Source organism: Spiroplasma sp. TIUS-1, assembly GCF_010365785.1.
Lineage (GTDB): Bacteria > Bacillota_I > Bacilli_A > Mycoplasmatales > Mycoplasmataceae > TIUS-1.
The window spans coordinates 616,738-643,082 of record NZ_CP048387.1 but is presented as its reverse complement, the minus strand read 5'-3'; the positions used below and the strand labels follow the sequence as shown (position 1 = coordinate 643,082).

The window sequence follows — 26,345 nt, the reverse complement described above, 5'->3', positions numbered from 1 at the left end:
TATATGAAATATACAATTGACCAAGTGAAAAAAAATTCAATAATTAAAAAAATAATTATTGAAAATAAAGTAAGTGACGAATTTGTTGAATATGATCTTACGACTTTGAACAGATTTATTAGTCAACATAAAGAATGTAAAAATAATGGTGGCATTGATAAGTGTGAACAAAATATCAAAGGTAAACAGCTTGATCTTTATTTTCAAAATTCACAATTTTACACAACATTTGTTCCATGCATTCATTACTTAAATGATCATCCTAATTATTTTCAAAACCAAAATTTAATCTTTTCAGACATTAGCTTAGATACAAAGTTTAAATCAATTAAAGAATTAATTTTAAGTGAAAGCAAGGTATCAGAAACTAATTCAAAAAATATTGCAGCTATTGCAAAAAAAGTTGAAGATGGAATGAAAGTTAATAAGGGAATTTATATTTATGGAAAGGTTGGTGTTGGTAAGACTGAATTTTTAAAAGTAACTGCAAATCGTTTTTTACAAAAAGGTAAAAAGGTTGTTTTCATCAAAACATTAACACTAACAACTAAAGCACATGATGAAATGTTTGCTGAGATAAAATCTAAAAACACTCTTAACATGTGTAAATATGCAGAAGTATTATTTTTAGATGATGTTGGGGAAGAAAAACCGACTACTTGAAAAAGAGATGAAATATTATTTAATATAATTGATTATAGATATTCACATAAATTATTAACTTTCTTTAGTTCAAATTTAAATTTGACTAAATTAAGAAATAAATATTCAACAGTTTATGATTCAAAGCAATCTCAAGAAGATGAGATGGTTAGTGCAGAAAGAATTGTTGATCGTATTAAAGGTTTAGTTAATGAAGTAGAAATGTTGGGTAAATCTAGAAGATAATTACAAATATTACTATGAATAATTTACTATTTTATTTTATTAATCAAAGTAGTATAATAGATAAGTACTCGAACTTACCGTTTGATTAACATATATAACACAGGAGCAAAAAAATGAAAAAAATCGCAATTAATGGATTTGGAAGAATCGGTAGATTAGCATTCAGACAATTATTCGAAATGAAAGATATCGAAATTGTTGCAATTAACGACTTAACAAACCCAAAAGTATTAGCTTACTTACTAGAACATGACTCTGCACATGGTAAATTCATGGCTGGAAAAATTTCTTACACAGAAAACTCAATTAAAGTTAATGGAAAAGAAATCAAAATCTTAGCAGAAAAAGACGCAAACAACTTACCATGAGGAACACTAAAAATTGACTTAGTAGTTGAATGTACAGGATTCTATGCTGACAAAGAAAAAGCAATGGCACACATCAATGCAGGAGCTAAAAAAACTATTATTTCAGCACCGGCAACAGGTGATTTAAAAACAATCGTATATGGTGTAAACCACAAAACATTATCTAAAGAAGATGTTGTAGTTTCAGGTGCATCATGTACAACAAACTGTTTAGCACCAATGGCTAAAGTATTAAACGATGAATTTGGAGTTGTTAAAGGGTTAATGAACACAATTCATGCTGTAACAAACGACCAAAGATTATTAGACTTACCTCACTCTGACTTAAGAAGAGGGCGTGCTGCTGCATGAAATATTATTCCTTCAAAAACTGGAGCAGCTGCTGCGGTAGGAAAAGTTTTACCAGAATTAAACGGTAAACTAGATGGATTATCATTACGTGTTCCAACAATTACAGGATCACTTGTTGACTTAACTGTTGAATTAGGAAAAAATGTAACTGTTGAAGATATTAACAATGCAATGAAAAACGCAATTAAAAAAGATGCTGATTTAGCAAAAGCTTTAAACTACGTTGATGTTGAAATTGTTTCAACAGATGTTATTGGTTCACAATACGGTTCAGAATTTGATGCAACTTTAACAAGAGTTATGACAGTTGATGGAAAACAAATGGTTAAAGTATTCTCATGATACGATAACGAAAACTCATTTACTTCACAATTTGTTAGAACAATTGGATACATGTTATCTCTATAATAAAACCTTAAAAATATCAGCATTAGCTGATATTTTTTTTGTAAATTTATATAAATAAAACATCAGTGTTAAACTGATGTTTTATAATTTATTATTAATTAATTCATTCTTTGTTTTTGACCCATATCTGTATTTAACAGCTTTATTAGAGCTAATTATTCTGTGACAGGGAATTAAAAGCGCAATAGGGTTTTTACCAATTTTTGTAGCAATTGATCTAACAGCTTTTTCTTGTCCAATTAATTTAGCAAATTCACCATAAGTCAAATAATTACCATAGTCAATTTTTGTAAGTTCTTTATAAATATATTTAGTATTATCTGAAAGATATTCAAGATAGAAATCGCTTTCATTAAATATATATGACTTACTTTCAAAACTATCTAATTTTGTTTTGACAAACTCAATCTTATCCTTATCTTCAATTTCTAAAATATCTTTAAATTCATTTAAAGAATCATAATATGGATTTGATAATCCTATGAATGCGATCTTGTTTTCTTTAGTTAAAAGAGCAATAATTTCAAATTTATTTCAAATAAATTTAACCTTGTAATAAATCATTTATCACCTCATATATGTAGTATATAATAATAAAAAAGGCAGAGGTAGCGAAAGCTTGAGAAATACTCTTAGAACCTGATCTTGGTAATGCAAGCGTAGGAAGTCCTAACATATTTTAACGATGTCTTTTTTGTTATGGAGCCCCTTATGAACGAAAGACGTTTTTTATTTATAAATATAACTTTAATAAACATAAGAATAATTTTATTAATAATTGGTACTTATTTTTTAAGTAGATATCTAATGGAAAATAAAACAGGTAGTGCTTCTACTACAATGTATGTTGTTTTTCTTTCTACATTTGCTGGATTTTGAATCATGATAATGATTTTAAATCTAGTCCAAACTATACTTGATATTAAAAACAATATTTTAAATATTGGTATGTGGATATTAGCTTTAAGTTTTGAAAGTTTTGAATTATTAAAAAACAAAGAAAAATTTGAACCTGATTTTTCTCATAATACAAATTGAACAAATATTAGAGAATTAGTATTAACATCAATCTTCTTAGCACTATTTTGGATATTTTCAACTGTGAATATGTTTATCCCAAGTTTACCAATTGGAGCATCAATATCCGTTAAATTTATACCTTTGTTTGCTTCTACAATATTTTTAAGATTTAGATATGCATTCATGTTAGGAATAATTGCTGGAGTATCATCTTTAATGTTTGCTCCAACTGTTATTGCATTTGGTCAATGAACTCTTGAATACTTTTTAGTACTACTTGTACCAAGTTTAGGAGCATTATTTAAAGTAAACAGTACATCAAAAATAAGCACTATTAATACAACTATATTAATAGCTACAATTCCTTGAATGTTATCATTTATATTTCGAGTAATGGCAAGTTCAATTTACTGATTTCAATATGCATGAGAAGGGTATAACGTAGTATTATTTGCAATAATATTCAATATACCTAACTTATTGATAGATTACACTGTGACTTTAATGATAATTCCGGTGTTCTTAAAATTAAATCAACATATTAAATTTAACTAATATTTTTAATCTTGCTATAATTAAATGAATATGGAGGTCATATGCAAGATTATAGTGTGCCTGAAGAAGTAATAGTTAAAAACAAAGAAGAGGCGAAAGCTGCTCAAAAGCAGTTTATGCAAACTATTGTTCTTTATTACAAAAAATACTGAAGGTTAACAGTACCAATATTCTTTATGATGTTTGTGTTTGCTGGTACAGCATTGTTATTACCTTTAATAACATATCAAATGACAGTGTCGATTAGATACTATAACTTTATTCCAAATGATAGTTCCATTAAGGATGTCGCATCAGCACAACAAGAATTATTAGATAAATTAACTTTGGGTTTTTGACATTTAAAGTGACAAGGTCTTACAATAATTGCTGTTTGTTTAGTAATCGTTTTTACTATGACATCATATGTATTTGATTACATGGCGTTCATGGTAGGTAGAAGAATTGAAATAGATTTAAGAAATAAAAGTTTAGAAGCTTTAGTTAGACAAGATATTTCATATTATTCAGATAAAAAAATAGGTGAGATATTAACTAAAGTTATTTCTGATACTCAGATTGTAAGTGATCAAGCTGTACAAGTACCTATGCAATTTGGTATTTCAGCATTAGAATTACTAGCTGGAACAGTAATGATGTTTACATTTGCATGACAAGTTGCACTTGTTCCGTTCTCTATGCTACTGCTGATTTTATTAGCAATGTTAGTTGCTTTTGCTGTAACTCGAAAACGTGTAGAAAAAGTGAGAGAAGCTATTACTAATATTAATGGAGATGTAACTGACAGGGTTGCAACAGTTAGGTTAATTAAAGCAACTGGAACAGAACAATACGAAACTGATAGATTTAAAGAAGTTCATAAAGAATTTTATAGAAGAGCCAAATTCGTAGGTCGCGCACAAGCAATTATGTTAACAACATTATTTGCTGGAGTTGTAGTTATTCAGTTTTCTTCAGTGTTGGCATCAATTATTATTTTTGGTGTTATTAATCCAACACCATCATATTTTGATAATAACTTTGCAGCCTTTAATTTAGCACAAGGTATATTAATTGGACCATTATTTCAAATATTGAACTCATTGTTTGGGTTGGCTCAAGCATCTGTTGCCGCTAAACGTGTTAATGATGCTATTGGTGCAAAGTCAATAATGGACCCACATTACAACGATGGAATTAAAATTGCATCAATTGATGGAAATATTGAATTTAAAAATATTGAATTCAGATATCCTGAAAAACCACAAAAAGTTGTTTTACCTAAATTTGACTTTGTATTTGAAGAAGGAAAATCATATGCTTTCGTTGGGGAAACTGGATCAGGTAAATCTACTATAGCTAAATTATTATTAAGATTTTATGATGTTTCATCAGGACAAATTATCATTAATGGTGAACATGATTTAAGGGATTTAAATTTAGCAAGTTACCTATATCACATTGGATATGTTGAGCAAGATCCTCAAATTCTATATGGAGATGTATATGAAAATATTAGATATGGTAGATTTAATGCAACTGATGAAGAAGTTATTGAAGCCGCGAAGAAAGCAGAATTACATGATCTAATTCAAACATGACCTGATGGCTATGAAACTATTTTAGGTGAACGTGGATTTATGTTATCTGGTGGACAAAAACAACGTCTTGTTATTGCTAGAATGTTCTTAAAAAATCCTAAAGTTTTAATTCTTGATGAAGCCACTTCAGCTTTAGATAACATTGTTGAAAAGGAAATTCAAGCTAAATTAGATGATTTAATGATTGGAAGAACATCTGTAACTATTGCACATAGACTATCTACTATTAAGAACGTAGATAAAATTATTGTTTTAGGTGCAAATGGGGCAGGTATTGTACAAATTGGTACGTTTAATGAATTGAAAAATAAACCAGGTCATTTCCAAAAATTATATAAAGCTGGATTAATGTCTTAAAAATAAAACCACACTCAACGGTGTGGTTTTATTTTTACATTGCAAAAAAAACTATTAAAGAAGATAGTGCAACAATGATTCCAGTAGTTAGAGTCATTATTCTAATTTTTCTATCCATTGCATGTTCAGCATCATATATTTTAGAATATCTTTTTCGTGAATCATTATAGTATTCAGCAGATGATTTATTATTTCTTCAAGACAATATGATTCAACAAAATATAATTGCAAGACCAGTTAAAAGTAAAACGTACTCCATAAATTTAACATTATCTATTGCAAATCCAATACCTAAAATTATTCCAAAGATAGCTCAAGGTAAGAGAATAATTATTAGTCAGTCTCATCATTGAAAGAATGAAATACGTTTATACTCACGATAACCTTCATTAATTTCACTCTTTTTTTGTAGTTCCATTTTTCTTTCCAATTCAAGCTTATGAAGTTGCATTGTGTCTTGTTTTAACTTTTTGTATTTATTTTCTTTTTTCAATTTAACTCCACAAAAAATATATCTTTTTAAATTAATTATATACAATATATATATAACTACTATTTTATATACAACCCAATTTTTTAAAAGCAAATTAATTTAATACATAACATAATATATAAATAAGTGCACTGTTTTTGTGCAATGGAGGAATCATGGAAAATACTAAAAAAATGTCTACAATAGAATTTGATGAAGCACGTTCAATCGACGTAGATTCATTTATTATGGACTTAAATGTTAATCAAAAACTCAAACCAAAAGGCGCGACAGCCAGCAAAATTAAATCTATGTTTATTTCTTCAAGAGGAGCAATGGTCGAGTTTAATGCAAAACGTCCATTGCTGTTTTATTCTTTAAAGAGAATTTTCTTCTCTTTATTAACATTGATAGTTGCTATTTCGATTATATTTTTACTACTTATAATGGTTACTCCTGATACAACTTATGTATCAGATTTAACTGATAAATCACCAATTAAACCAGGTACAGAAGAGTACTATAACTTAATTGCAAATAGAAAGAAATCAGTTGGACTTACAGGATCAGTTTTTAACCAAATTTGAAATTATTTTTATAATATATTGCCTTTCTTTGAAAAAAATATAACTATTATTGATTTAAATGAGGGTACACCAACAGGGCAAGTTCTTACAACTCGTATGTTTTTTGGAGTAGTATTTACTAACTCATTTGGTCAACCGTTCGTTTCAAATGTTGGGGATTTATTTGCAAAAGCTATGCCAATATCATTTGCGTTTGGATTTACAGCCTTGTCATTAACTTACATAATTGGAATCCCATTGGGAATTACAGCTGCTAAGAATAAGGGTAAATGAATTGATAACGTATTAAATGGTTCATCAGCAACACTAATTTGTGTACCACCACTAGTTATTGTTATGTTGTTATTTATATTCTTTTCAAAAATAACAGGTGTATCTACAATATATACACCAGGAGATATAGGAACATTTATGGTTCCAGTATTTGTAATTGTTGTAATGTATATTCCAACAGTTATTGTAGAAACAAGAAGATATATTGTTGATGAGATGACTAGTGATTATACTAAGTTTGCAGAATCAAAAGGTATGAAACCAGGGCGAGTATTCTATATTCATATTTTTAGAAATGCAGGAATTAGAATTATTAGAACTATTCCAATAGCATTGGTTGCAACAATTTTTGGTTCATCAATATTCACTGAACAACAATGATCAATTCCAGGAATGTCAAGATTTATTGTTGGGGGAGTTGCACAAAGAGAAATTTTTGTTGTACTTGGATACATTTCTATAGCTTCATTCTTTGGAGTTATTACTTCACTAATATCAGATTTACTAATGGCCATAATGGATCCACGAGTAAAACTGACTTAATAAAAATTTATATAAAAAAAGGAGGACAACTCAATGAGTTTATTTGAAAACAGAGAAAATGATTTTGAATTTGATGCAGATGATCAAGTTCACACAATCGAAGAAAACTTCTCTAAAAAACAAATCGTTGAAGCAGTTGATGATCGAGTTGTTGATTTAAAGAAAAAATTAGAAATTGCACACTTAACTGAAAGTGAATTATTTACACTAGTTGGTGTTAACAAAAATGAGGGTGAAACAATCAATCCTCACTCATATAGTTATTGAGGGTCAGTATTCGGATTACTATTTAAATCTAAAGTGTTTATAGTTTGTGCAATATTATTTTTAGCAATAATTGCATTATCAATAATAGTCCCAATTGGGAAAAATGCATGACCGCTACCAGATGACCCAACTCAAGTATTCCCTGATGCATCAAAAGCACCATCAATGAGTCACTGATTTGGACTTGGTGTTTATGGTGAAGACTACTGAACTACAATTTGAATAGGTACATCAGTTACATTACTATTTGCGATCATAATTGCATCAATTCAAATTCTTATTGGAATTATTATTGGATCAATTTGAGGTTATAACAAGAAATTGGATATTGCATTTATTGAAGTAACTCGTTTCTTAACACTAATTCCAACATTGGTTTTATGATTAATTGTAATTTTACTTTTTACATCATCAGATCCAAAATGAAAAAATAGTATGTTTGTTGTAATTATTGCCGTTTCAATTACTTCATGAGTAGCATTGGCTTCAACAATTCGTGTTCAAGTTATGTTAGTTAAAAATACTGAATATAATACAGCTTCAATTACATTGGGTTCTTCAGGAAGAAAAATTGTTACAAAAAACATTCTCCCAAGAATCCTACCAGTTATTGTGCAAACTGCATCATTTTCAATACCAAATGCTATTGCAATTGATTCAACACTTAACTACTTTGGTTTCTCATTCCTTTCTGCAGGAGAAAGAAAATATACATCTCTTGGTAAGATATTAAACTTATCTCTAGCTGATAATAAATGAGAAGCAAATCCTTCATTATTAATTTTTCCATTAATAATGATTGCATTAATATCAATCGTATTCTTCTTAATTGGTAAAACATTTGCCGATTACTTAGACCCAAAAACTCACAGATAAAAAATAGGAGGTAAATATGGATAACAAGAGAATTATTATTTCTGTAAAAGATTTAGTTGTAAACTTCAAAGTAAGAAGTTCAGTGCTTACATCAATCAGAAATATTAACTTGGATATTTATGAAGGTGAAACACTTGCACTTGTTGGTGAATCTGGTTCTGGTAAATCTGTATTTACTAAAACCTTTACAAACATGATTGAAAGCAACGGATGAATTGAAAGTGGTTCAATCATTTTTAATCCGCCAGTTGAAGGTGAGGCTTCAAAAATTCAAAGAACAACAGATTTAGTTGACTTTCATAATAACATGTTGGATAGCAACATGAGATCTTGAATAATTAAAAAGTCAAAATTGGAAATCAAAAAATTAGCAGCTAGAATTGTAAATCTAAATAAAATAAAACAAAAAGATTTGAAAGATAAAATTTATAAAACTCAGAAGTTAATTAACTTATTAGAAGAGAGACAATCATTTGATTCATCAAACAAAGATGCTTTAAATCTTTTAGAATTAAAAAAAGATTTAAAAAGATATGAATTTTGAAATAGAGTTGCATCTGAAGAAGCATTTAAACAAAAGCATATTGTACTTGCTGAAGAAAAAATTCATAAACTAAAAAATCAGCTTGTTAGATTTGGATATATTTCACGAAGTGACAAACAAATGATTGGTAACTTTATAGATGAGTTAAAAAACTTTTATAAAGCAAAAAGACCATTTACAAAAGAAGACAAAATTATATTTAAAGAATATTTTGACTACAAAGACTTAAAACCAATAGAAATAAAATTAAAGAAAATATTTGAAGATTCAATCATTGGTTCTAAACCAATAGATAAAGAATTATATGAAACTTCAATTTACAACTGAAAGTTTATGAAGCATTCAAGTTATAAAAGAAGAAAAGACACAAGAAAATCAATTACAAATTTACGTGGTGCTACAATTGCAACTATTTTCCAAGATCCTATGACTTCATTAAACCCACTATTAACTGTAGGTTATCAGATATCAGAGGTGTTAATTAAACATAGAGGATTATCACGTTTTGAAGCTAAAAAAGAAGCAATTGAATTACTAACTAAAGTTGGTATTAAAGACGCTGATAAACGTTATAATGACGTTCCTGGAAAGTACTCAGGTGGTATGAGACAAAGAGTTGTTATAGCAATTGCACTTGCTTGTCGTCCAAACATATTATTATGTGATGAACCAACAACTGCACTTGATGTAACAATTCAAGCTCAAATTTTAAAACTTATTAAAGAATTACAAAAAGAATACAAATTTACTATTATCTTTATTACTCATGACTTAGGGGTTGTAGCAAATATTGCAGATAGAGTAGCTGTTATGTATGCTGGACAAATTGTTGAGTATGGAACATTGAATGAAGTTTATTCAACTCCCCAACATCCATATACATGAGCATTACTTTCATCATTACCTCAATTAGGTGAAAAAGGTGAAGAACTATATTCAATCTCTGGAACACCACCAAGTTTATTTAAAAAAATAAAAGGTGATCCATTTGCTCCTCGTAATCCATATGCGTTATTGATTGATTACAAACAAGAACCACCAATGTTCAAAGTTAGTGAAACTCATTATGCAAAAACATGATTACTAGATAAGAGAGCTCCAAAGGTTGATAAACCAAAACAAGTAGAAGAACTTAAAAAATTATTTACAAAATAATATAGAAAAAGGAGGTGCGATTTATGGCAAAAACAATAGTATCAGTTAGAGACATGGTTGTTGAGTTCAGAAATAAAACCAAAAAATTTAGAGCACTAAAAGGCATAAACGTTGATATCAAAGAGGGTACAACATTTGCAGTTGTTGGAGAATCTGGTTCAGGTAAAACAACATTTGGTCGTGCTGTTATGGGAATTAACAAGATTCACTCTGGATCTGTATTTTTCGACGACAAATTAGTTTTTGGAAAACCCCTAAACTTGCATAAATCAAATCTACAAATTTTAGATTATATTAAAGCAATGGAAATTGAAGCAACTCAAACAGCAACAATTTTAAATGAATACATAGATGCTGTTAAAGTGGCTTACTTCTTATATATTAAGAACCAAAAATTTAACCCTAAAACAAAAAAACTTAAAGATTTAAAAAGTGAAAAAATAATTATTGAAGATAGAGAAGTATTAGTAAACGAAAAATCTGAAAAAGTTTTTAAAAAGGTTGAAAATTGACAAAAAGAAATTGTTAAAGCATTATTGGAAATAATCAGAATACAACAATCTACTATTAGATTCTTGGATCATATTGATAAATATGCAAAAGAATTAACACCAGAAATGTTTGAAGCAATTAGAACTAAGGCTAGAAATACACACGTATTGGTTAGGGATGTTAAAACCGAAGCTAATAAAATTTATTTGAATGTTGCTCGTGTTAACCAAATTAGACATGATTATTTAAATGAAAAATTATCATTAGAGAAATTCTTTGAATTAATATTGGTTGAGTTACAAAAGTCAGCTATTTCACAAAACAAACTTCAAGATGCAATTGAAGATATAATTTGATCTCAAGAACAAAACATTGCTTTAACTTCAAAGAAAAAAGAACGTGAAGAATTTAAAGAAAAATTCAAAGCACTTGTTAACATTAAAAGATCTCAATTTGTTGAAGAAACTACAAAATATATTTTAGATGTTGAAAATAAAAAACCAGGTGTTAGTGATGTTTATTTGGATGAAGCTAAAAAACTATTATCAACTGTTTGATCTTATAAAACTGTAAATATTGAAGCAATTAAAGAATACATTAATTCATATGAATCAAACACTATAGAAAAAAATAATGAATTATTAAATTCATTTAAAAATTCAGATATTGAATTAGAAATTAAAAATTTTCATGAAGAATATGTTTTAAAAAATATTAAAAATGAAGAAGTTATAAAATCATTAAAATCAAAAATTGACTATGTTGAAAACTTACTAAACGAAGATACCATAGAAGATGCAGACACAATTAAATTTGTATATGCAATTAAAGGTTGGACATACAGTATGTCTGAAAAAATGATTAAAGAATACAGGGATTTAATTAAATTGTTGGATTTGGAATCGTTGGATTCAATTATTAATAACTTGGACATTTTGAAACCTTTAAATAAAAAAGGTGTTCATGAAAATAAAAAAATAATGCAAATGATCTTCCAAGATCCTGCTGCATCGTTAAATGACAGATTACCAATTATAGAAATTATTTCAGAAGGGTTATATAACTATCCTGAATTGTATAAAAATGATGAATCAAGAAAATTATTCTTTGAATGATATAACAAGAATCATTCTGATAAGCCAATCAAATCAATGCACCGAATTAATGATGAAGATGTTAGAAGATTTATTATTGAACAATCAATAAAATCTGTTGGACTATTACCAGAACACTTATCTAGGTACCCACATGAGTTTTCAGGTGGTCAAAGACAAAGAATTGGTATTGCTCGCGCACTTGTTATGAAACCAAAACTAATCATTGCTGATGAACCAATTTCAGCATTAGACGTTTCAATTCGTGCACAAGTTTTGAACTTGTTTAAAAAATTTCAAGATGATTTAAAAATAACTTATATATTTGTAGCACATGATTTATCTATTGTTAGACATGTCGCAGACACAATTGCAGTTATTTACCGTGGACAAATTGTAGAGATGGCTCCAGCAGAAGAATTATTTAATAATCCACTGCATCCATATACAAGAGCATTGCTATCAGCGATTCCACATCCAGATCCAAACCAAAAAGAATTTAATTTTATTGTTTATGATGAACAAAAGGAACATCCAGATTATTTAACTGATTTTCCTAATTTCAAACAAATAAAACCAGGTCATTATGTTTGATCAAATAGAAGAGAACTTGTTGAGATGATGAAAAAAATAATGGACTCAAACAAATAGGAGATATATGAAAAAACTTATCTTTACACTTACATCGGTAATGGGAATCACATTAACTGCATCAGCAGTTGTATCATGTGGTATTTCTTTCAATTCACTTTTACAGCGTAAAGTTGACACTGACCATTTTAAAGGATATTTCCAATTTAATCCAAACTCACTTGTGTCTGCAAAAACAATGCAAGCTCAAGATTTTGAATTAATTTCAGATTTAAACGTACCTTTAGTTACTGTAGATCCATTTGGGAGAACAATTGGTGAACTTGCTGTTAAATTCGATCCTGCTATAGATAAAGAAGGTGGATCACAATTTGTTGGTAATCGAATTGAAGGAACTGATGGTAAAGCTGAAACTTGAACTTATTTAATTAATAAAAATGCAAAATGAACTAATTCTCAAAATCAAGTTTTTGACAATATTAAAGGAACCGATTTTTTAAATATTTTTCTTTATATAGCTCACCCAAATACAGCTAGTGAAACTAAATCATTTTGGGGCTCATATATTTATGGAGCAGCAGAAATTATTGATTACATTGATAATGGTAATGGTACAGAAGCTGATAAAGGTGAGGGTAAATCTATTGAAAGATATACTAAAGTTCATAAAGCAATTACAAATAAAGTGGGTAATGAAGATGGCAGTTTTGATGGGACTTCAGGTTTTTCAATTGTTACTTCAACAGAACAATTAAAAACTTTTTATTTAGGTTTAACAGCTGGAAGGGTTAAAGAATTAGTGGGAACAGATAATGACCCAGATAACGCTCATCCTGGTAAAGGTTCATTATATGATAATGATTCGTTTTATGTTAAATGAACAGGCTTAGATAATGTTCCAATGCCGTTCTTTGATTCGCTAATGACTTATGCTTCATTTGCACCATTGCCATATCAAGCAGTTAACATTTCAGATGATGCTAAAGCTGGTTCATTTGCAAACTATATGACAACAGAAAACTTTGTATCAACAGCTTTATATTCTGGTCCTTTTGTTTTGAAAAAATTACAACTTTCTCAATCGGTTGAATATGAAAAAAATAAATATTATGTAAATCAAAAAGATATTCATTTTAATAAAATGACAAAAACTTTTAAATCAAAAGCGACTGATGGTGAATTAAGAACATCATTTGAATCTGGTGATTTAACTGAATTAAAACTTAGACCGACAGATCCTCAAGGATGAAATACATATGTTGGAACTGATCCAGAAAATCCAAAATTTAAAGGTGTTACTGTAGAAGGTTCTAAAGCACAAGCAACATATGGAATATATATGAACGCTATAAACACAAATTTATGGAATCCTAATCCTTCTCCAGAAGGTGAATTAAATTCAAGAATTTTGACTTCGTCAATTATGCGTCAATATTTAATGACAACAATTCAAAAATCTTGAATGTCAAAATATTACTCATCTGCATTTGATAAAAAAGGAGAAAGACATATTTCTGCAACTACAGTAAATACATTTACACCAACAAATTTTGCATTTGCTGGTGAAACTGATTATGTAGAATATTTGGCTGCAGCGATAGGAAGTAATGAAGATAGACAAATAAATATTAATACTCCAGAAGCCAAAGAACTATTTGAATTATTAAAACCAGGTGGTGATTTTTACTCATACCATAAAAATGTAGTTGAAAACGAAGCAGGTGGTGAAGTTCCTGAAGGTTATAAAATTATACGTGGTATTACTGATGAAAATGAGTTTGAAGTAGAAAATGAAAAATACTTAGATTCAGTAAGAAAAGAATTTAATGAACTAGCTGGTTCAAAGTCTGTCAGACTAAATCATTTAACTAACGGAGCTCGTTCTAATACAGAAAATATTTATACACAAAACATGATTGATATTTTTAATAGAACTGCAAAAGAAGACGGAATTGATATTACTATTGTTCAAGACCAAACTAATGATGAATCTGAATTCAAATCAAAACGAAGTAATGCGGCTTTTGACTTATTAGTATTGGGTTGATCACCAGATTTCTCTGATCCAGTTTCATATTTAAATACTCATAAATTAAATGGAGATCTTGCAAACTACTATGGTTTACACAGAATAATAGATGCAAGGCAAACTTCAAACATCTTAAATAAATGAAAAGAAAAACGTGAAGAACTTAAGTATTCTGATTTACAAGGTATGTTAAATACTTCATATGTAGCTAAAGACGATAAAACAAAAGATCAATTTACAAGTTTTATTAAAGATATTGCACAGTATACTGAATTAGTAGAAAATGCTAGTGAAGAATCAAATTTAGATGATAGGTTTAAAGGTTTTGCAACTGCAGAGAAATTAATGTTAATTGATAAATCATTTATGATTCCAATATATGATCCATTTGTATTACCTTCAGTTAAAATGTCATTTGTATTACCGTTTAGTTATTCAACTGTTGGATATGGTTCTTCACAATACTTACATAGAGGTTGGAAAATACTTCCTAGTATGCCAACACTGTATGATAATGGAGCAATTACAAGATCTAAAAAAGCATATTTGAGTTATGATAGATCTAAATATTCAGGATTAAAATTAGCAACTTTGGATAAAGATTTCAAATATGTTGAATAATTTAAATAAAAACTAAAACGACTAGGTCGTTTTTTTTTTTTTTTCAAAAGCATTAGGTAACTAAAAATATTTATAAGAAATTCCATTAAATAATAAATAATATAAAAAAATTTACTATAAAATATATTTATTAATAATCACAGGAGATAGAAAAAATGAAGCACTGTAATTTGTGTCAAACACCAATTAAAGAATATCAATTACAAAAAAGAATATCTCATAATCAAAATGCTAACGTTGTTGGTGGTAGAAGTATGACGGGTATGTTTATGGGTATGGCTTTTGGATTAGGTAGAAATAGTATTAAAGATAGCCATTTGGGATGTTATAAATGATTTTGAAAGTTCCAAGTTTGATTTGTTATTTCAAGTTCTTTGATTGGGGCAATAGGGTTTATACTTTTTGCTTTTGGCCCATTAATAGTTATGTACTCTTCAAGGGATATTAATAATTTTGGCCCATATAGCATAATAACTTATCTTGTATCAGGTTTAGCACTTATGGTTTTTGCATGAATACTATTATTTGCTGGTAGTTTATTTTCCAAATCAAAAACCAAAGATGGAAAGCACATGGATGATTTCATTGATGAAGAAATGTTCAGGATTTACAAAAGTAGAGTTAAACAAGCAGACGAAAATCTTGCTAATGGATCACCAATTGCAGATATAAGTAAATCAGTATATTTACAAGAACTTAAATTTGATGATGAAAAAAAATCTTATACCGTTTCAAAAATGGATGAATCAAATATGATGAGTGGTACACAAAAAGTACAAAGTGAATTAGAAGTAGCTCAAGCTAAAATTAAAGAACAAGAAGAATTGTTAAAAAAACTACAAAATGAAAACAAATAATATGAATTAAATATAAAAACAAAGAGCAAATGCTCTTTGTTTTTATACCAAAATATTGATATAATTAATTATGTAAACATTTATATAGGAGAAATAAAGATGTCAAAAATTATTAGTATTATCGCATCAGAAGTTCTAGATTCACGTGGTTTCCCAACTGTTCAAGTTGATGTAACTACAGAGTTTGGTGGTTTTGGTTCAGCTAAAGTTCCTTCAGGAGCTTCAACAGGAATCAGAGAGGCACTTGAACTTAGAGATGGTGATGCAAAACGTTTCAATGGAAAAGGTGTACTTAAAGCCGTTGAAAACGTAAACACAAAAATTGCTAAATTGGTTGTTGGTATGGAAGTAACAAACCAAATCGCAATTGATAAAGCAATGATCAAATTAGATGGTACAGAATTCAAAAAAAACTTGGGAGCAAACGCAATCCTAGGAGTTTCATTAGCGGTAGCTAAAGCAGCAGCTAGTGAATTAGAAATGCCTCTATACAGATACATTGGTGGAACAAACGCAAGACGTTTACCTGTTCCAATGTTAAATGTTATTAACGGTGGAGAACACGCTGACTCAGCTATTGACTTTCAAGAATTCATGATTATGCCAGTTGGAGCACCGTCATTCAAAGAATCATTAAGATGAGCTTCAGAAGTATTTCAAGCTTTAAAAAAATTATTACATGATAAAAAAGATATTACAGCTGTTGGTGACGAAGGTGGATTTGCTCCAAACTTCGAATGAGCTTATAAAGAACAAACACTTGAAGCTTTCAAAGCAAATACACCAGTTGAAGTAGCTTTAGATTTATTAGTTGAAGCTATTAAAAAAGCAGGTTACAAAACAGGACGTGATGGAATTATGATCGCTATGGACTGTGCTAACTCAGAACTATACATCAATGGTAAATACCACTTCAAAAAAATTGAAAAAATTACTGGACAAGAATGAGCATATACAACTGATGAAATGGTTGAATTCTTAGATAAATTAACAAAAAATTACCCAATTATTTCAATTGAAGATGGATTAGCAGAAGGTGATTGAGAAGGATTCCAAAAACAAGTTGCTAAAACTGGAAAAACAGTACAAATTGTTGGAGATGACTTATTTGTTACAAACCCAAAAATTACTGCAGAAGGAATTGAAAAAAATGCTGCAAACTCAGTTTTAATTAAATTAAACCAAATCGGTACTTTAACTGAAACTATTGAAACAATTCAAATGGCTCAAAAAGCTAACTGAACTGCAGTTACTTCACACCGTTCAGGTGAAACTGAAGATTCAACAATTGCTGACTTAGCAGTTGCTCTAAACACAGGACAAATTAAAACAGGTTCAATGTCAAGATCTGATAGAATCGCAAAATACAACCGTTTACTAGAAATCGAAAGAGAACTAGGTGATGCAGCTATTTACGATGGAATTAAATCTTTCTATAATATTGACTAATAATAAAATTTAAAAAATACCGTAAGGTATTTTTTATTTTTTATGAAGAATATAGACAAGTAACTAATAGTAATTAGATAGATATGTTAAGTAACAAAGATGTTTTTTTTGTTTTTGTTTTATGTTAATTGTTTTGTGAGATAAGAATATATTATAATATGAGTGTATAAAGATATATAAATAATTGAGGATTGAATAATGAAAAAGCTTAAATTATTAGCAATATCAACAATTATAGTTTCACCAGTAATATCAACAATCTCAGTATCAAATGTATAATACTCATACTATTCATCACAGTTTAACATCAATGAACTTAATAGGAATATTAAATTCAAAAGTTATCCAATTAGTTTTAGCAGCTCTTTGGAAGTCGAAAAGGGTTGATCTGGTGGAGGAGAATCAAAGCAAACTAGTTGAAAACACGTTGCCAATCTAGGAACGAAGTTTGAAGGCCAAATTACAAAATATCAGTTACAGAAAGAGGAGTCACTCGTTAAAGTAATTGGTTCCCAAACAATGGAACATAAGAATGGTAAAAAAACTTCATCAAGCGGACCAATTTCAATTCTAAGAATGGTTAATCAATCAGAGTCTCCACTTGAATTGGAATATGAACTGAAGGGATCAATGAAATCAAGTGAAGGTTGAGCTAGTCAAGATACCTCTTATCATATTTCATTTAAAGTTGATGATAATATGGACTTATGAAGTTGAATATGGGTTTATGCTGGTTCATGAGGATCTGTAACATATGCAAAGACAACTGTAAAAATAGATTCAGTAGAATTTGTGATTTAGGAGAAATTATGATCAGAAAAAAAATATTAGTTCCAATAGTAGCAACTTCGTTAATTATTGCAACAGCTGGAACAGCCACAATTATAGCAACAACAAAAGTTAACGATGTTAAGGATGAATCTGTTAGCAAAATTATCACACTAGAGAATCCTATTTCAAAAGTTTATATAGGTGAACCTAGAGTTTATAAAATTCACTCAGGTATTACACCCAATATGAATATAAGTTACTTCGATAATGATGGAGAATTTAAATCTGAAGAATTATTTGAAATTGTCGTTATTGATAATGAATTATTTAAAATAGATGGTATTAAGGAAGGCACGGGAGCAATTTTGATTAAAAATAACTCAGGACAAAGCTTAGTATTTGAAATTAATGTAGAAATAAAAAAAAGATAAATTTTAAGAAGGAAAGTTAAAAAAATGACATGTATTCACGATATGAAATCAACAGGAACTAAACAAGTTCCTATGGTAGGACCAAGAGACTCTTTTCAATGCGTTAAATGTAAAGAAGAGTTTTACAAATTAAAAGATGGAACTTGAAAACCACTAAATAAATAATTTATAAAAGAGGTACAATGTATCTCTTTTTACTTATAATATAAATGCCGTTTAAATTCGGAGTTTAGCAATGCAATAAATTGATTGTATGTTTAATACAAATAAGATTCTTATATTAGCGCCTAAACTAAAAATTGATTAAGTTATAACAATGCATTTAAGTGAATGTATTTTTTTGCTTAATAATAAAAAGGAGAAAAAATGAATAAAAACATACTTAAATGCCCCAAGTGTGGTAAAGATATATTAATATCAGATCTATTTGAGCACAATACTGAAGCTTACAACAAAATTTTTCAAGTAAAGAATGAAGAGTACATTAAAAACGAAATTAAAAAGAGTAGTAGTGATTTTGAAAATAAATTTAATACTGAATTAAAATTAAAAAAATTGGAACTTGAAAATGAGTATTCAAAAAAACAAAAATCATTAGAAGATGAATTAAAATCAAAAAATGAAAAGTTAATCAATGAATTGAGAAGTGAAAAACAATCACTTGAAATTAAAATTAAATCATTGAGTGATGAAAAAGAAAGAGAATTTGAATTGAAACAAATTAAACTTGAAAATGAGTGAAGTACTAAATTTGCCAAACTTGTATCTGATAGTGAAAAGAAAATTTTTGAAATAAAAGCAGATTTAATTGAAAAACATTCAAAAGAAGTTGAAGAATTAAAAATAGCTAATGCTACAAATAAATTAATCCATGTTAAAACAAAAGGTGAAAATTTTGAAACTGAAGTTGAACTTGAATTAATCAAGGTGTTTGGAAGAGAAGACGAAATTAAAAAAATCACAATAGGTGATACTAAAGCTGACTTCTTACAAATTGTAAAAAAAGATAAAGTTGAAATTGGAAAGATTGTTTATGAAGTTAAGAATGCAGAGTGAAAAGATTCTTGATTATCAAAATTAAGTGAAGATATTGCAAAGCAAAAAGCCAAATATGGTATTTTGATTGCTGTTTCTGCAAAAGCACCATTCTACAAGCATCCTGATTTTGATAACATCTGAATATCTGATGCAACTAGTTTTTCTTTTGTTGGACAAATTATTAGACAAATTATCGATGTTGAAAGAAAGTACTATGTGCTAGAAAAAAACTTAATGAATAAGAATGGTTCAGAAAAACTTATGAGTGATCTTCAAAAGATTAGAGGTGAGTTGGTTGAGTTTATGGAAACTAAACTTCCTATGATTGTAAAAGATGTAAAAAAACAGCTAGATAACTTTGACAAAGTTAAATATTCTTTACTAAAGAACGCTAATGCAATTGAAACCGGTAATGACAAAATTAGAAGAAAAATATTTGGATCTTTAGTTAAAGAACTTGAAAAAATAAGCAAAATAGACTTAGTATTCGATGAATCAATTGAAGATTAAATTTTCATTTTATAAAAAAATATTGAACTCGAATTATAAGTTTAATCATTTGTATTGTCACACTTAATTCCATCGAGCTTAAAAGAAGTCTATGAAAAACTAAGATTTTTTTGAACTTTGTTTGCTGTGAAAAGTTGAGTGAGAGAAGGGTTGATTATATTTTGTTATATATTGCAATTACTCTTTAATAAGATAAAATATTATTGTAAATTCTAAATAATCATTAATAAATTATTATTAATATTATTTTTTTCTAATTTCAACACAACTAATGGAACTACAATGTTAAGTACCTAATCAAATTACAAAATAGAAATAAAAAAATAATGAACATTACAAGTAGCAAATCATTTGAAATATTTTGAAAATGAGATTAATTTAATATCAATGAAAACAGAATATGCGTTAATTTGTGTAGGTAATTCAAATAATCATTCTCTAGAGTTTATGTAGACTTAAATAAATGATTACTTGCTTATACATGGGTTTTCAACTAGGAGTAACAAGTGATGAATTCTTTTAATAAAGACAATGTAATAATTGAATTTAAAAATGTTTCAAAAATTTTTAAAAGCAGGAGAGGTATTTCAGATATCTCCTTTTCTGTTTATAAAGGCGATATTGTTGGATTAATTGGTAATAATGGAGCTGGTAAAACAACGTTATTAAAAACGCTATTTAATGAATACAAAATTGATCGTGGTGAGATTTTTATAAATAATATTAAAATGAAACTCGATAACTTGAAGGGTATGGCGTTTTTTCCGGATCAAAATAATTTTCCCAAACATTTTAATATAATTGAGTTTGCTAAATTTTCTGCCGAATTAAAAAATATTTCCCCTAAAGAATACAATGATACTTTAGAAAAATTAATTATCTTTTTGAACCTTCAGGATTTGCGAAAATCTAGATTTGATCAACTATCTTCAGGACAACAAAAAAGAGCACTACTATTAAGTGTGTTAATAACAAATCCCAAAATTATAACTTTTGATGAACCAACAGCAAATTTGGATGTAGACTCAAGAATTGAATTTCACAACATCATATTTACTCTTGCAAAAGAACTTGATATTTGCATAGTTATCACTAGCCACATAATTGACGAAATGGAAAATTTAATTAATAAGGCAATTTTAATTAAAAATGGAAAAATTGTATACGATGACAAATATTCAATTGAGAGAGACGGAAAACTTGAAGATCTATATAAAAAGCACATTACAATAAACCATGAAAAATCCGACTCAAAAAGTTATGATTCTTCTAAATTGAAAAACATTTTTTCAAAAAGTGAGGACAAATAATGAAATTAACTATATTTAAATATTTTTTTAAATCTACATTAAAGTCAAAAGTTTTATGAATTACATCTGTTGTAATGATAATTTTATTTGTAACTATATTATCAATATTTACTCTTGCTTTGCAAGGCGACTCAGATATGAATAATGGAACCCATTCACTAATGAGAATTATTTTATATATTATAGGGATTGTTCAAATTACAATTGTAAATTTATTAGTTTTTTCAAAATATTTTTCAAGGTCAATTACTGATGGAACGATGAGTTTAGAAAAAAGAAGCGGAATATCTAGTACTGTAGGTTTTTGACAAAGAATATTACTGTCAAAAGTATGGTCAATTGGATCATGATTTTTATTTACTCTATTTATTATTATTTTTGGAATAATATCTCCATCTCCAGTATATTCACTAATATTATTCAATTTATCAATTGGATTTATTGTGTTGGTATTATTTGACCTTATTTTGTCAGGAGTATTAGCAATATTATCTACTTTTAGTTTGAATATCCTTTTAGGAGTTTTTGGTTGTTTAATGGCTATATTTGGTATGATAACCCCTGTGATGTCAATGTTGTGAGAGATGGGTCGTTCAGGTATTGGAGATTATTCATCATCTAGACAAATTTTTCGTGATTATGAAAAATATATGATTGCTAAGGAAGTACGAGATATTGAACAAGAATATCCGGATGGATTTGTACATGAAATGCTTATTAGTTTTAAAGATTTACGTGATTCAATTAGCTTAACAACAGCAAATAGTAAAACACCTCAAAGTGATAAAAATATTTATACAATAGGTATTGCTGGATTGTTAACTGAGTTTTCTGGTGATGGTATAGAAATAAATGATGGTATCTACAAATACACAAATGATGATTATTTAAATAGTCCTTTGTTTAAATATTTGTTAGAGGTCAAGAAATTACAACCAATGGGAGACTCTCCATATAATAAATCTAATGATTTTGGCAAAAACATTTGAACAAATTCAATTTACTATACAAAAAATTCCGTAAGTGCAAATGAAAAACTTCATCTTGGTTTAGACATAAAAGGTGGATTTAATGAATTAATTAATAAATTAAATTCTGATAGCAGATCTACAAAAGAACTAATTAGATTTAATAATTTGATTGAAAGAATTATAAAGTCATCATTTATAACCTTTGATAGAGAGCCTGAAGAAACAAGTCAATGAAATAAGTGAAACTTTTTTGAAAATGCTTGAGTTAAAGATTCAACTTCTGGATTAAATTCTGAAGATAATGACTGGTTGAGTTCAATAAATATTTCTCTTGGAGGTAGAACTTATCAAACAGGTTTTATCAAAGCATTAGATGCAGCTATAAATGTTCCTTTTCCAGCAAAAAGTAATACAAAAATTGATTTAGATACTTATTATAGGTATGCAAAAGTTCAATTGTATTCTAATCCTTGAGTTATGTTTAATCAAATTATGTCAAACAACTATTTTGGGGATGACTTGGTCGGAAATAGAATAAATGAAAATGATTTTAGTAGACCATTTTCAAATCAAATAATAAAATCTGATGTTAAAGATGATGGAAACGGAAAAGATGAAATTTTTATAACATATGATGAATCAAACTTTATTTCTATAACAATAGAGGGAAAAATGTTTTATACAAGTGTAGCTATTTTATGTTGATTCATATTTTCAATTGTTATTCTGGGTATTGGATATTTGATTTTTATAAGAAAAATGAAAATATAGTTTTAGTTTATTTTAGTGAGTTAATAAAGTAAACTTTAGTTCAAAAAAATTGCAATGAAATTCGCAGTTGTTATTGAAATAAATGATATTTTTATATTAAAAAAACGAGTAATAAAATACTCGTTTTTTTAATATAAATCTAATTGATTTGCCTACAAAATTTAGTTGCTATATTTAAATATTTATACTTAATGTAAGTAAACTATTTTTAATCCATTAATCCGGCTTTGTAAAGTTTTTGGAAGTGTCCTGGTTTATTTTTTAGTTCATTAAATGTACCAGTTTGTACAACTCCACCACCATTAGCACCAAGTACTACAATTTGATCAACATTTTTGATTGTAGATAGTCTATGCGCAATAGTAACTGAAGTTCTTCCAACCATTAGTTCGCTTAATTTTTCTTGAATTTCTTTTTCAACAATATTATCTAAAGCTGATGTTGCTTCATCAAGAATTAATAATTGTGGATCTTTTAAGAACATTCTAGCAATAACTAGACGTTGCTTTTGACCACCAGATAGCATGAATCCACGTTCACCAAGAACAGTATCATAACCGTGCGATCAAGTTGATACTAAGTTATGTAGATCTGCTTTTTTACAAGCTTCAATAACTTCTTCATTAGTTGCATTAAATCTACCGTATTTAACATTGTCATAAACATTACCATATAGAATTTGTGGTTCTTGTTCAACATAACCAACATGATCTAAGTAAGTAGATAATTTAACATCTTTTAAATCCAAGTCTTTATTAATTAAAATTTGACCTTCAGTAGGGTCATAGAAACGTAACAACATTCTTGCTATTGTTGATTTACCAGAACCTGTTTCTCCAACAAAAGCATATGATTTTCCTTGTTCAAATTTAAAACTAAACTTAGGCAAAATAATGTTATCTGGTTTTTCTGGGTAAGCAAACATAACATCTTTAAAGTTAATATCTCCAAATATGTTATCAACTTCAACTCCGTCAAAGTAATGCATATCCATGATTGATGATGATTCAATTGTGTTATTAACACGTACTGAAGCAACTGATGCTTGAGCAATTCCCATTGTTAACATTACAACTTGGAATAGGGCACCAACCATTGTTCCTTGAGCCATTTGAAATGAGGCAAAGTCTGTTGTAAAGAAAGCCAGAGCTTCCTTTCCTGCATCATGATAAATGATCATTGCCATTGCAACTGTCATAAGTTGTAATAATGAAATTCCACCAAATAATATAACAACCATCATTGCTTGAACTTTAGCCATTTTTTTAGTTCATTTATAATAGTCTTTGTGTACTTCTTTGAAGCGTTCTGTTTCATATAGTTCAGTTCCAGATGATTTAACTAATCTTACGTTGTTAATTCTGTCAACTACGTTACCATTAATTTCTGTAATAACAGTACGAACTTTGGTAATAACTTTTTTAGAAACACCAAATGCAACTGTCATAAATAGAAGTATTACTAGAAATACTCCAAGAATTGATGCAGCCATTACTGATTGGAATACAAACATTAATGCCATTGATGCAGTAATTGTTAATACTGAGCTCAATATTGTAGAAGGGATTGTTGCTGCTTGATCCCCAACAATTTGAGTATCAGAAACAACCTTTGTTATTAGTTCTCCAATTTTTTTATCAGAGTAATATGAAATATCTTGTCTAATTAAAGCTTCAAGCGCTCTATTCCTTAAATCAATTTCAATACGTTTACCCATTGTTACACCAATATATTGTGTACCAAATTGAATAAACATATTACCAACAACAATTCCAACTGCAATTAGTAATGATTCTCATCATAATAATCCTCAGTATCCACTTTGTTCCATTCCACCAGCAGTTACATCAATCATAATTGCTTTAATCATTTGTTGAGTAAGTAATGGAAGCATTATTGAAACAGTAGCTGTTATTGCTGTTAAGAATAAAAATAGTAAACCTAATTTTCATTCCTTTTTATAATATTGAGCAATAATTGAGAAAAAAGTTCCTTTTTCTGCAATTCAGTTTTCTTCTTTTATTTTTAGTTTATTTATTTCTTCATCATATTTTTCTTGATTAATCGTTTGATCATTTAATTTTGAATCAAGAAGAATCTTTTCAATTTGGATGTTGGAATTTTTAAACTTAAGCTTATTTTCTCTAGCCATAAAATCTCCTTTTAGCACTTGCTATACTTATGAATTATATACTTTTAATTTTTCTTAGATAATAAACAATTTAAAATATATATGAGCTTAAACTAGTTTAATAATCACATTGGAGTTTAGTTTTTTACGATATGTAGAAATTAAATAACTTAAATAAAAAAACAAGTCAACTTATTTTTGGCACTTGAAAACAATAAAAATTAAAAGTGACTAAACAGGAATAAAATATTAATATAATTTATTGGCAGAGGTAAAAGATGCATGTAAAAGAAAAACTAAAAAATATTATCATTTTAAATCAGAATAGTATTGAGTTTTTGATTGCTGAATATTTATTAATTAATGAACCAAATAAAATTTTACCTTCAAGTAGTGAACTGTCTAAAAAGTTAAATATCCATAAATCAACACTAACTCAATTTGCTAAGAAAATTGGATATGCAGGCTATAAGGAAATGATAATTAGACTTATGGTAGAGCAAGAGTTTTATGAAACAAAAATAATTGGAGACAAAAAAGTAGTTGAAAAGAAGAAGCAACTAATAGATGAAGAAGATGACATAGAAAGCATGTCTCCATATTTAACTCGCTTTGCTCAAATGATTAAATTGGCAAACAAAGTATTTATTATTCCTAGTTATGAGGTTGATCCTAAGTCAATGAATTTATTTGCTCATGGACTGATTTCAATGAAACCAACATTTTATGCTAATAACAGAAAAATTGAACAGGGATATATTGATCAGGCAACTGATGATGATTTGTTGATATTTTTTGTTACAGGTCTTGATACAAACGAAACAAATTTATATATCAAAAGAGCTTTTAGTAAAAAATTAAATTACATTGTATTTTCTACAAAATCTCAATTGAGTAAGGTTAGAATTTTAAATCCAAATAATTATTTTGTAATGAATGATGTAATTGGGTATTCTCCTGAGGTAAGACAATTAATAAGACATCAACAAATAATAAAAATCTTAACAAATTTATTAAACCTAAGCATAAACTAGT

The 26,345-nt window shown here is 28.1% G+C and carries 21 protein-coding genes and 1 riboswitch; of the genes, 18 read left to right on the top strand and 3 right to left on the bottom strand.

Annotated features, from left to right (window positions below; translation table 4 throughout):
• Positions 1–3: 3 nt before the first annotated feature.
• Positions 4–888 (top strand): ATP-binding protein, encoded by an 885-nt coding sequence (locus STIUS_RS02860; RefSeq protein WP_162649874.1) that lies wholly within the window; start codon positions 4–6, stop codon positions 886–888.
• 113 nt (positions 889–1,001) lie between these two features.
• The gene (gene gap / locus STIUS_RS02855) at positions 1,002–2,015 is read left to right on the top strand and encodes a type I glyceraldehyde-3-phosphate dehydrogenase (protein WP_162649873.1); all 1,014 of its coding nucleotides are present in this window, start codon (positions 1,002–1,004) and stop codon (positions 2,013–2,015) included.
• A gap of 81 nt (positions 2,016–2,096) precedes the next feature.
• Here gap and STIUS_RS02850 read toward each other — a convergent pair whose 3' ends face one another.
• Positions 2,097–2,579, bottom strand: coding sequence for a methylated-DNA--[protein]-cysteine S-methyltransferase (locus STIUS_RS02850; protein WP_162649872.1), 483 nt, complete (start codon positions 2,577–2,579; stop codon positions 2,097–2,099).
• A gap of 30 nt (positions 2,580–2,609) precedes the next feature.
• Positions 2,610–2,698, top strand: a riboswitch (TPP riboswitch).
• A gap of 124 nt (positions 2,699–2,822) precedes the next feature.
• On the opposite strand from STIUS_RS02850, the gene STIUS_RS02845 reads away from it, so the two are divergent.
• The gene (locus STIUS_RS02845; protein WP_162649871.1) at positions 2,823–3,590 is read left to right on the top strand and encodes an energy-coupled thiamine transporter ThiT; all 768 of its coding nucleotides are present in this window, start codon (positions 2,823–2,825) and stop codon (positions 3,588–3,590) included.
• A gap of 41 nt (positions 3,591–3,631) precedes the next feature.
• On the top strand, positions 3,632–5,527 hold the full coding sequence (locus STIUS_RS02840; RefSeq protein WP_162649870.1) for an ABC transporter ATP-binding protein: 1,896 nt from the start codon (positions 3,632–3,634) through the stop codon (positions 5,525–5,527).
• 34 nt (positions 5,528–5,561) lie between these two features.
• On the opposite strand, the gene STIUS_RS02835 is transcribed toward STIUS_RS02840, so the two are convergent.
• Positions 5,562–6,020, bottom strand: coding sequence for a hypothetical protein (locus STIUS_RS02835; RefSeq protein WP_162649869.1), 459 nt, complete (start codon positions 6,018–6,020; stop codon positions 5,562–5,564).
• A 155-nt stretch (positions 6,021–6,175) separates the two neighbouring features.
• On the opposite strand from STIUS_RS02835, the gene oppB reads away from it, so the two are divergent.
• The 13 genes from oppB (at position 6,176) to STIUS_RS02770 (ending at position 23,179) form a co-directional block, all read left to right on the top strand.
• On the top strand, positions 6,176–7,402 hold the full coding sequence (gene oppB, locus STIUS_RS02830; RefSeq protein WP_162649868.1) for an oligopeptide ABC transporter permease OppB: 1,227 nt from the start codon (positions 6,176–6,178) through the stop codon (positions 7,400–7,402).
• A 33-nt stretch (positions 7,403–7,435) separates the two neighbouring features.
• A complete protein-coding gene (gene oppC / locus STIUS_RS02825; RefSeq protein ID WP_162649867.1) occupies positions 7,436–8,545 on the top strand; it encodes an oligopeptide ABC transporter permease OppC in 1,110 nt (369 codons plus the stop codon).
• A gap of 16 nt (positions 8,546–8,561) precedes the next feature.
• Positions 8,562–10,244: an oligopeptide ABC transporter ATP-binding protein OppD gene (gene oppD / locus STIUS_RS03765; RefSeq protein WP_162649866.1), complete on the top strand. Its 1,683-nt coding sequence runs from the start codon at positions 8,562–8,564 to the stop codon at positions 10,242–10,244.
• Positions 10,245–10,267: 23 nt separating this feature from the next.
• Positions 10,268–12,481: an ATP-binding cassette domain-containing protein gene (locus STIUS_RS02815; RefSeq protein ID WP_162649865.1), complete on the top strand. Its 2,214-nt coding sequence runs from the start codon at positions 10,268–10,270 to the stop codon at positions 12,479–12,481.
• Positions 12,482–12,488: 7 nt separating this feature from the next.
• Entirely contained in the window at positions 12,489–15,071 is a 2,583-nt protein-coding gene (locus STIUS_RS02810; RefSeq protein WP_162649864.1) for a hypothetical protein, read from the top strand.
• A 155-nt stretch (positions 15,072–15,226) separates the two neighbouring features.
• Positions 15,227–15,928, top strand: a complete 702-nt coding sequence (locus STIUS_RS02805) for a hypothetical protein (RefSeq protein ID WP_162649863.1) — start codon at positions 15,227–15,229, stop codon at positions 15,926–15,928.
• Positions 15,929–16,027: 99 nt separating this feature from the next.
• Complete coding sequence (gene eno / locus STIUS_RS02800; protein ID WP_162649862.1) at positions 16,028–17,377, top strand: phosphopyruvate hydratase; 1,350 nt, start codon at positions 16,028–16,030, stop codon at positions 17,375–17,377.
• Positions 17,378–17,743: 366 nt separating this feature from the next.
• Complete coding sequence (locus STIUS_RS02795) at positions 17,744–18,178, top strand: hypothetical protein (RefSeq protein ID WP_162649861.1); 435 nt, start codon at positions 17,744–17,746, stop codon at positions 18,176–18,178.
• Between the two features lie 8 nt (positions 18,179–18,186).
• Positions 18,187–18,579, top strand: a complete 393-nt coding sequence (locus tag STIUS_RS02790; RefSeq protein ID WP_162649860.1) for a hypothetical protein — start codon at positions 18,187–18,189, stop codon at positions 18,577–18,579.
• A gap of 24 nt (positions 18,580–18,603) precedes the next feature.
• Positions 18,604–18,744, top strand: a complete 141-nt coding sequence (locus STIUS_RS02785; protein WP_162649859.1) for a hypothetical protein — start codon at positions 18,604–18,606, stop codon at positions 18,742–18,744.
• A gap of 201 nt (positions 18,745–18,945) precedes the next feature.
• Positions 18,946–20,127: a DUF2130 domain-containing protein gene (locus STIUS_RS02780; protein ID WP_162649858.1), complete on the top strand. Its 1,182-nt coding sequence runs from the start codon at positions 18,946–18,948 to the stop codon at positions 20,125–20,127.
• Between the two features lie 509 nt (positions 20,128–20,636).
• Positions 20,637–21,437, top strand: a complete 801-nt coding sequence (locus STIUS_RS02775; protein WP_162649857.1) for an ATP-binding cassette domain-containing protein — start codon at positions 20,637–20,639, stop codon at positions 21,435–21,437.
• Entirely contained in the window at positions 21,437–23,179 is a 1,743-nt protein-coding gene (locus tag STIUS_RS02770; protein WP_162649856.1) for a hypothetical protein, read from the top strand. Before STIUS_RS02775 ends, STIUS_RS02770 begins: the two co-directional genes overlap by 1 nt.
• A 208-nt stretch (positions 23,180–23,387) precedes the next feature.
• On the opposite strand, the gene STIUS_RS02765 is transcribed toward STIUS_RS02770, so the two are convergent.
• Positions 23,388–25,331, bottom strand: coding sequence for an ABC transporter ATP-binding protein (locus STIUS_RS02765; RefSeq protein WP_162649855.1), 1,944 nt, complete (start codon positions 25,329–25,331; stop codon positions 23,388–23,390).
• A gap of 257 nt (positions 25,332–25,588) precedes the next feature.
• Between STIUS_RS02765 and STIUS_RS02760 the strand changes: the two genes are divergently transcribed.
• Positions 25,589–26,344, top strand: coding sequence for a hypothetical protein (locus tag STIUS_RS02760; protein WP_162649854.1), 756 nt, complete (start codon positions 25,589–25,591; stop codon positions 26,342–26,344).
• Position 26,345 lies beyond the last annotated feature (1 nt).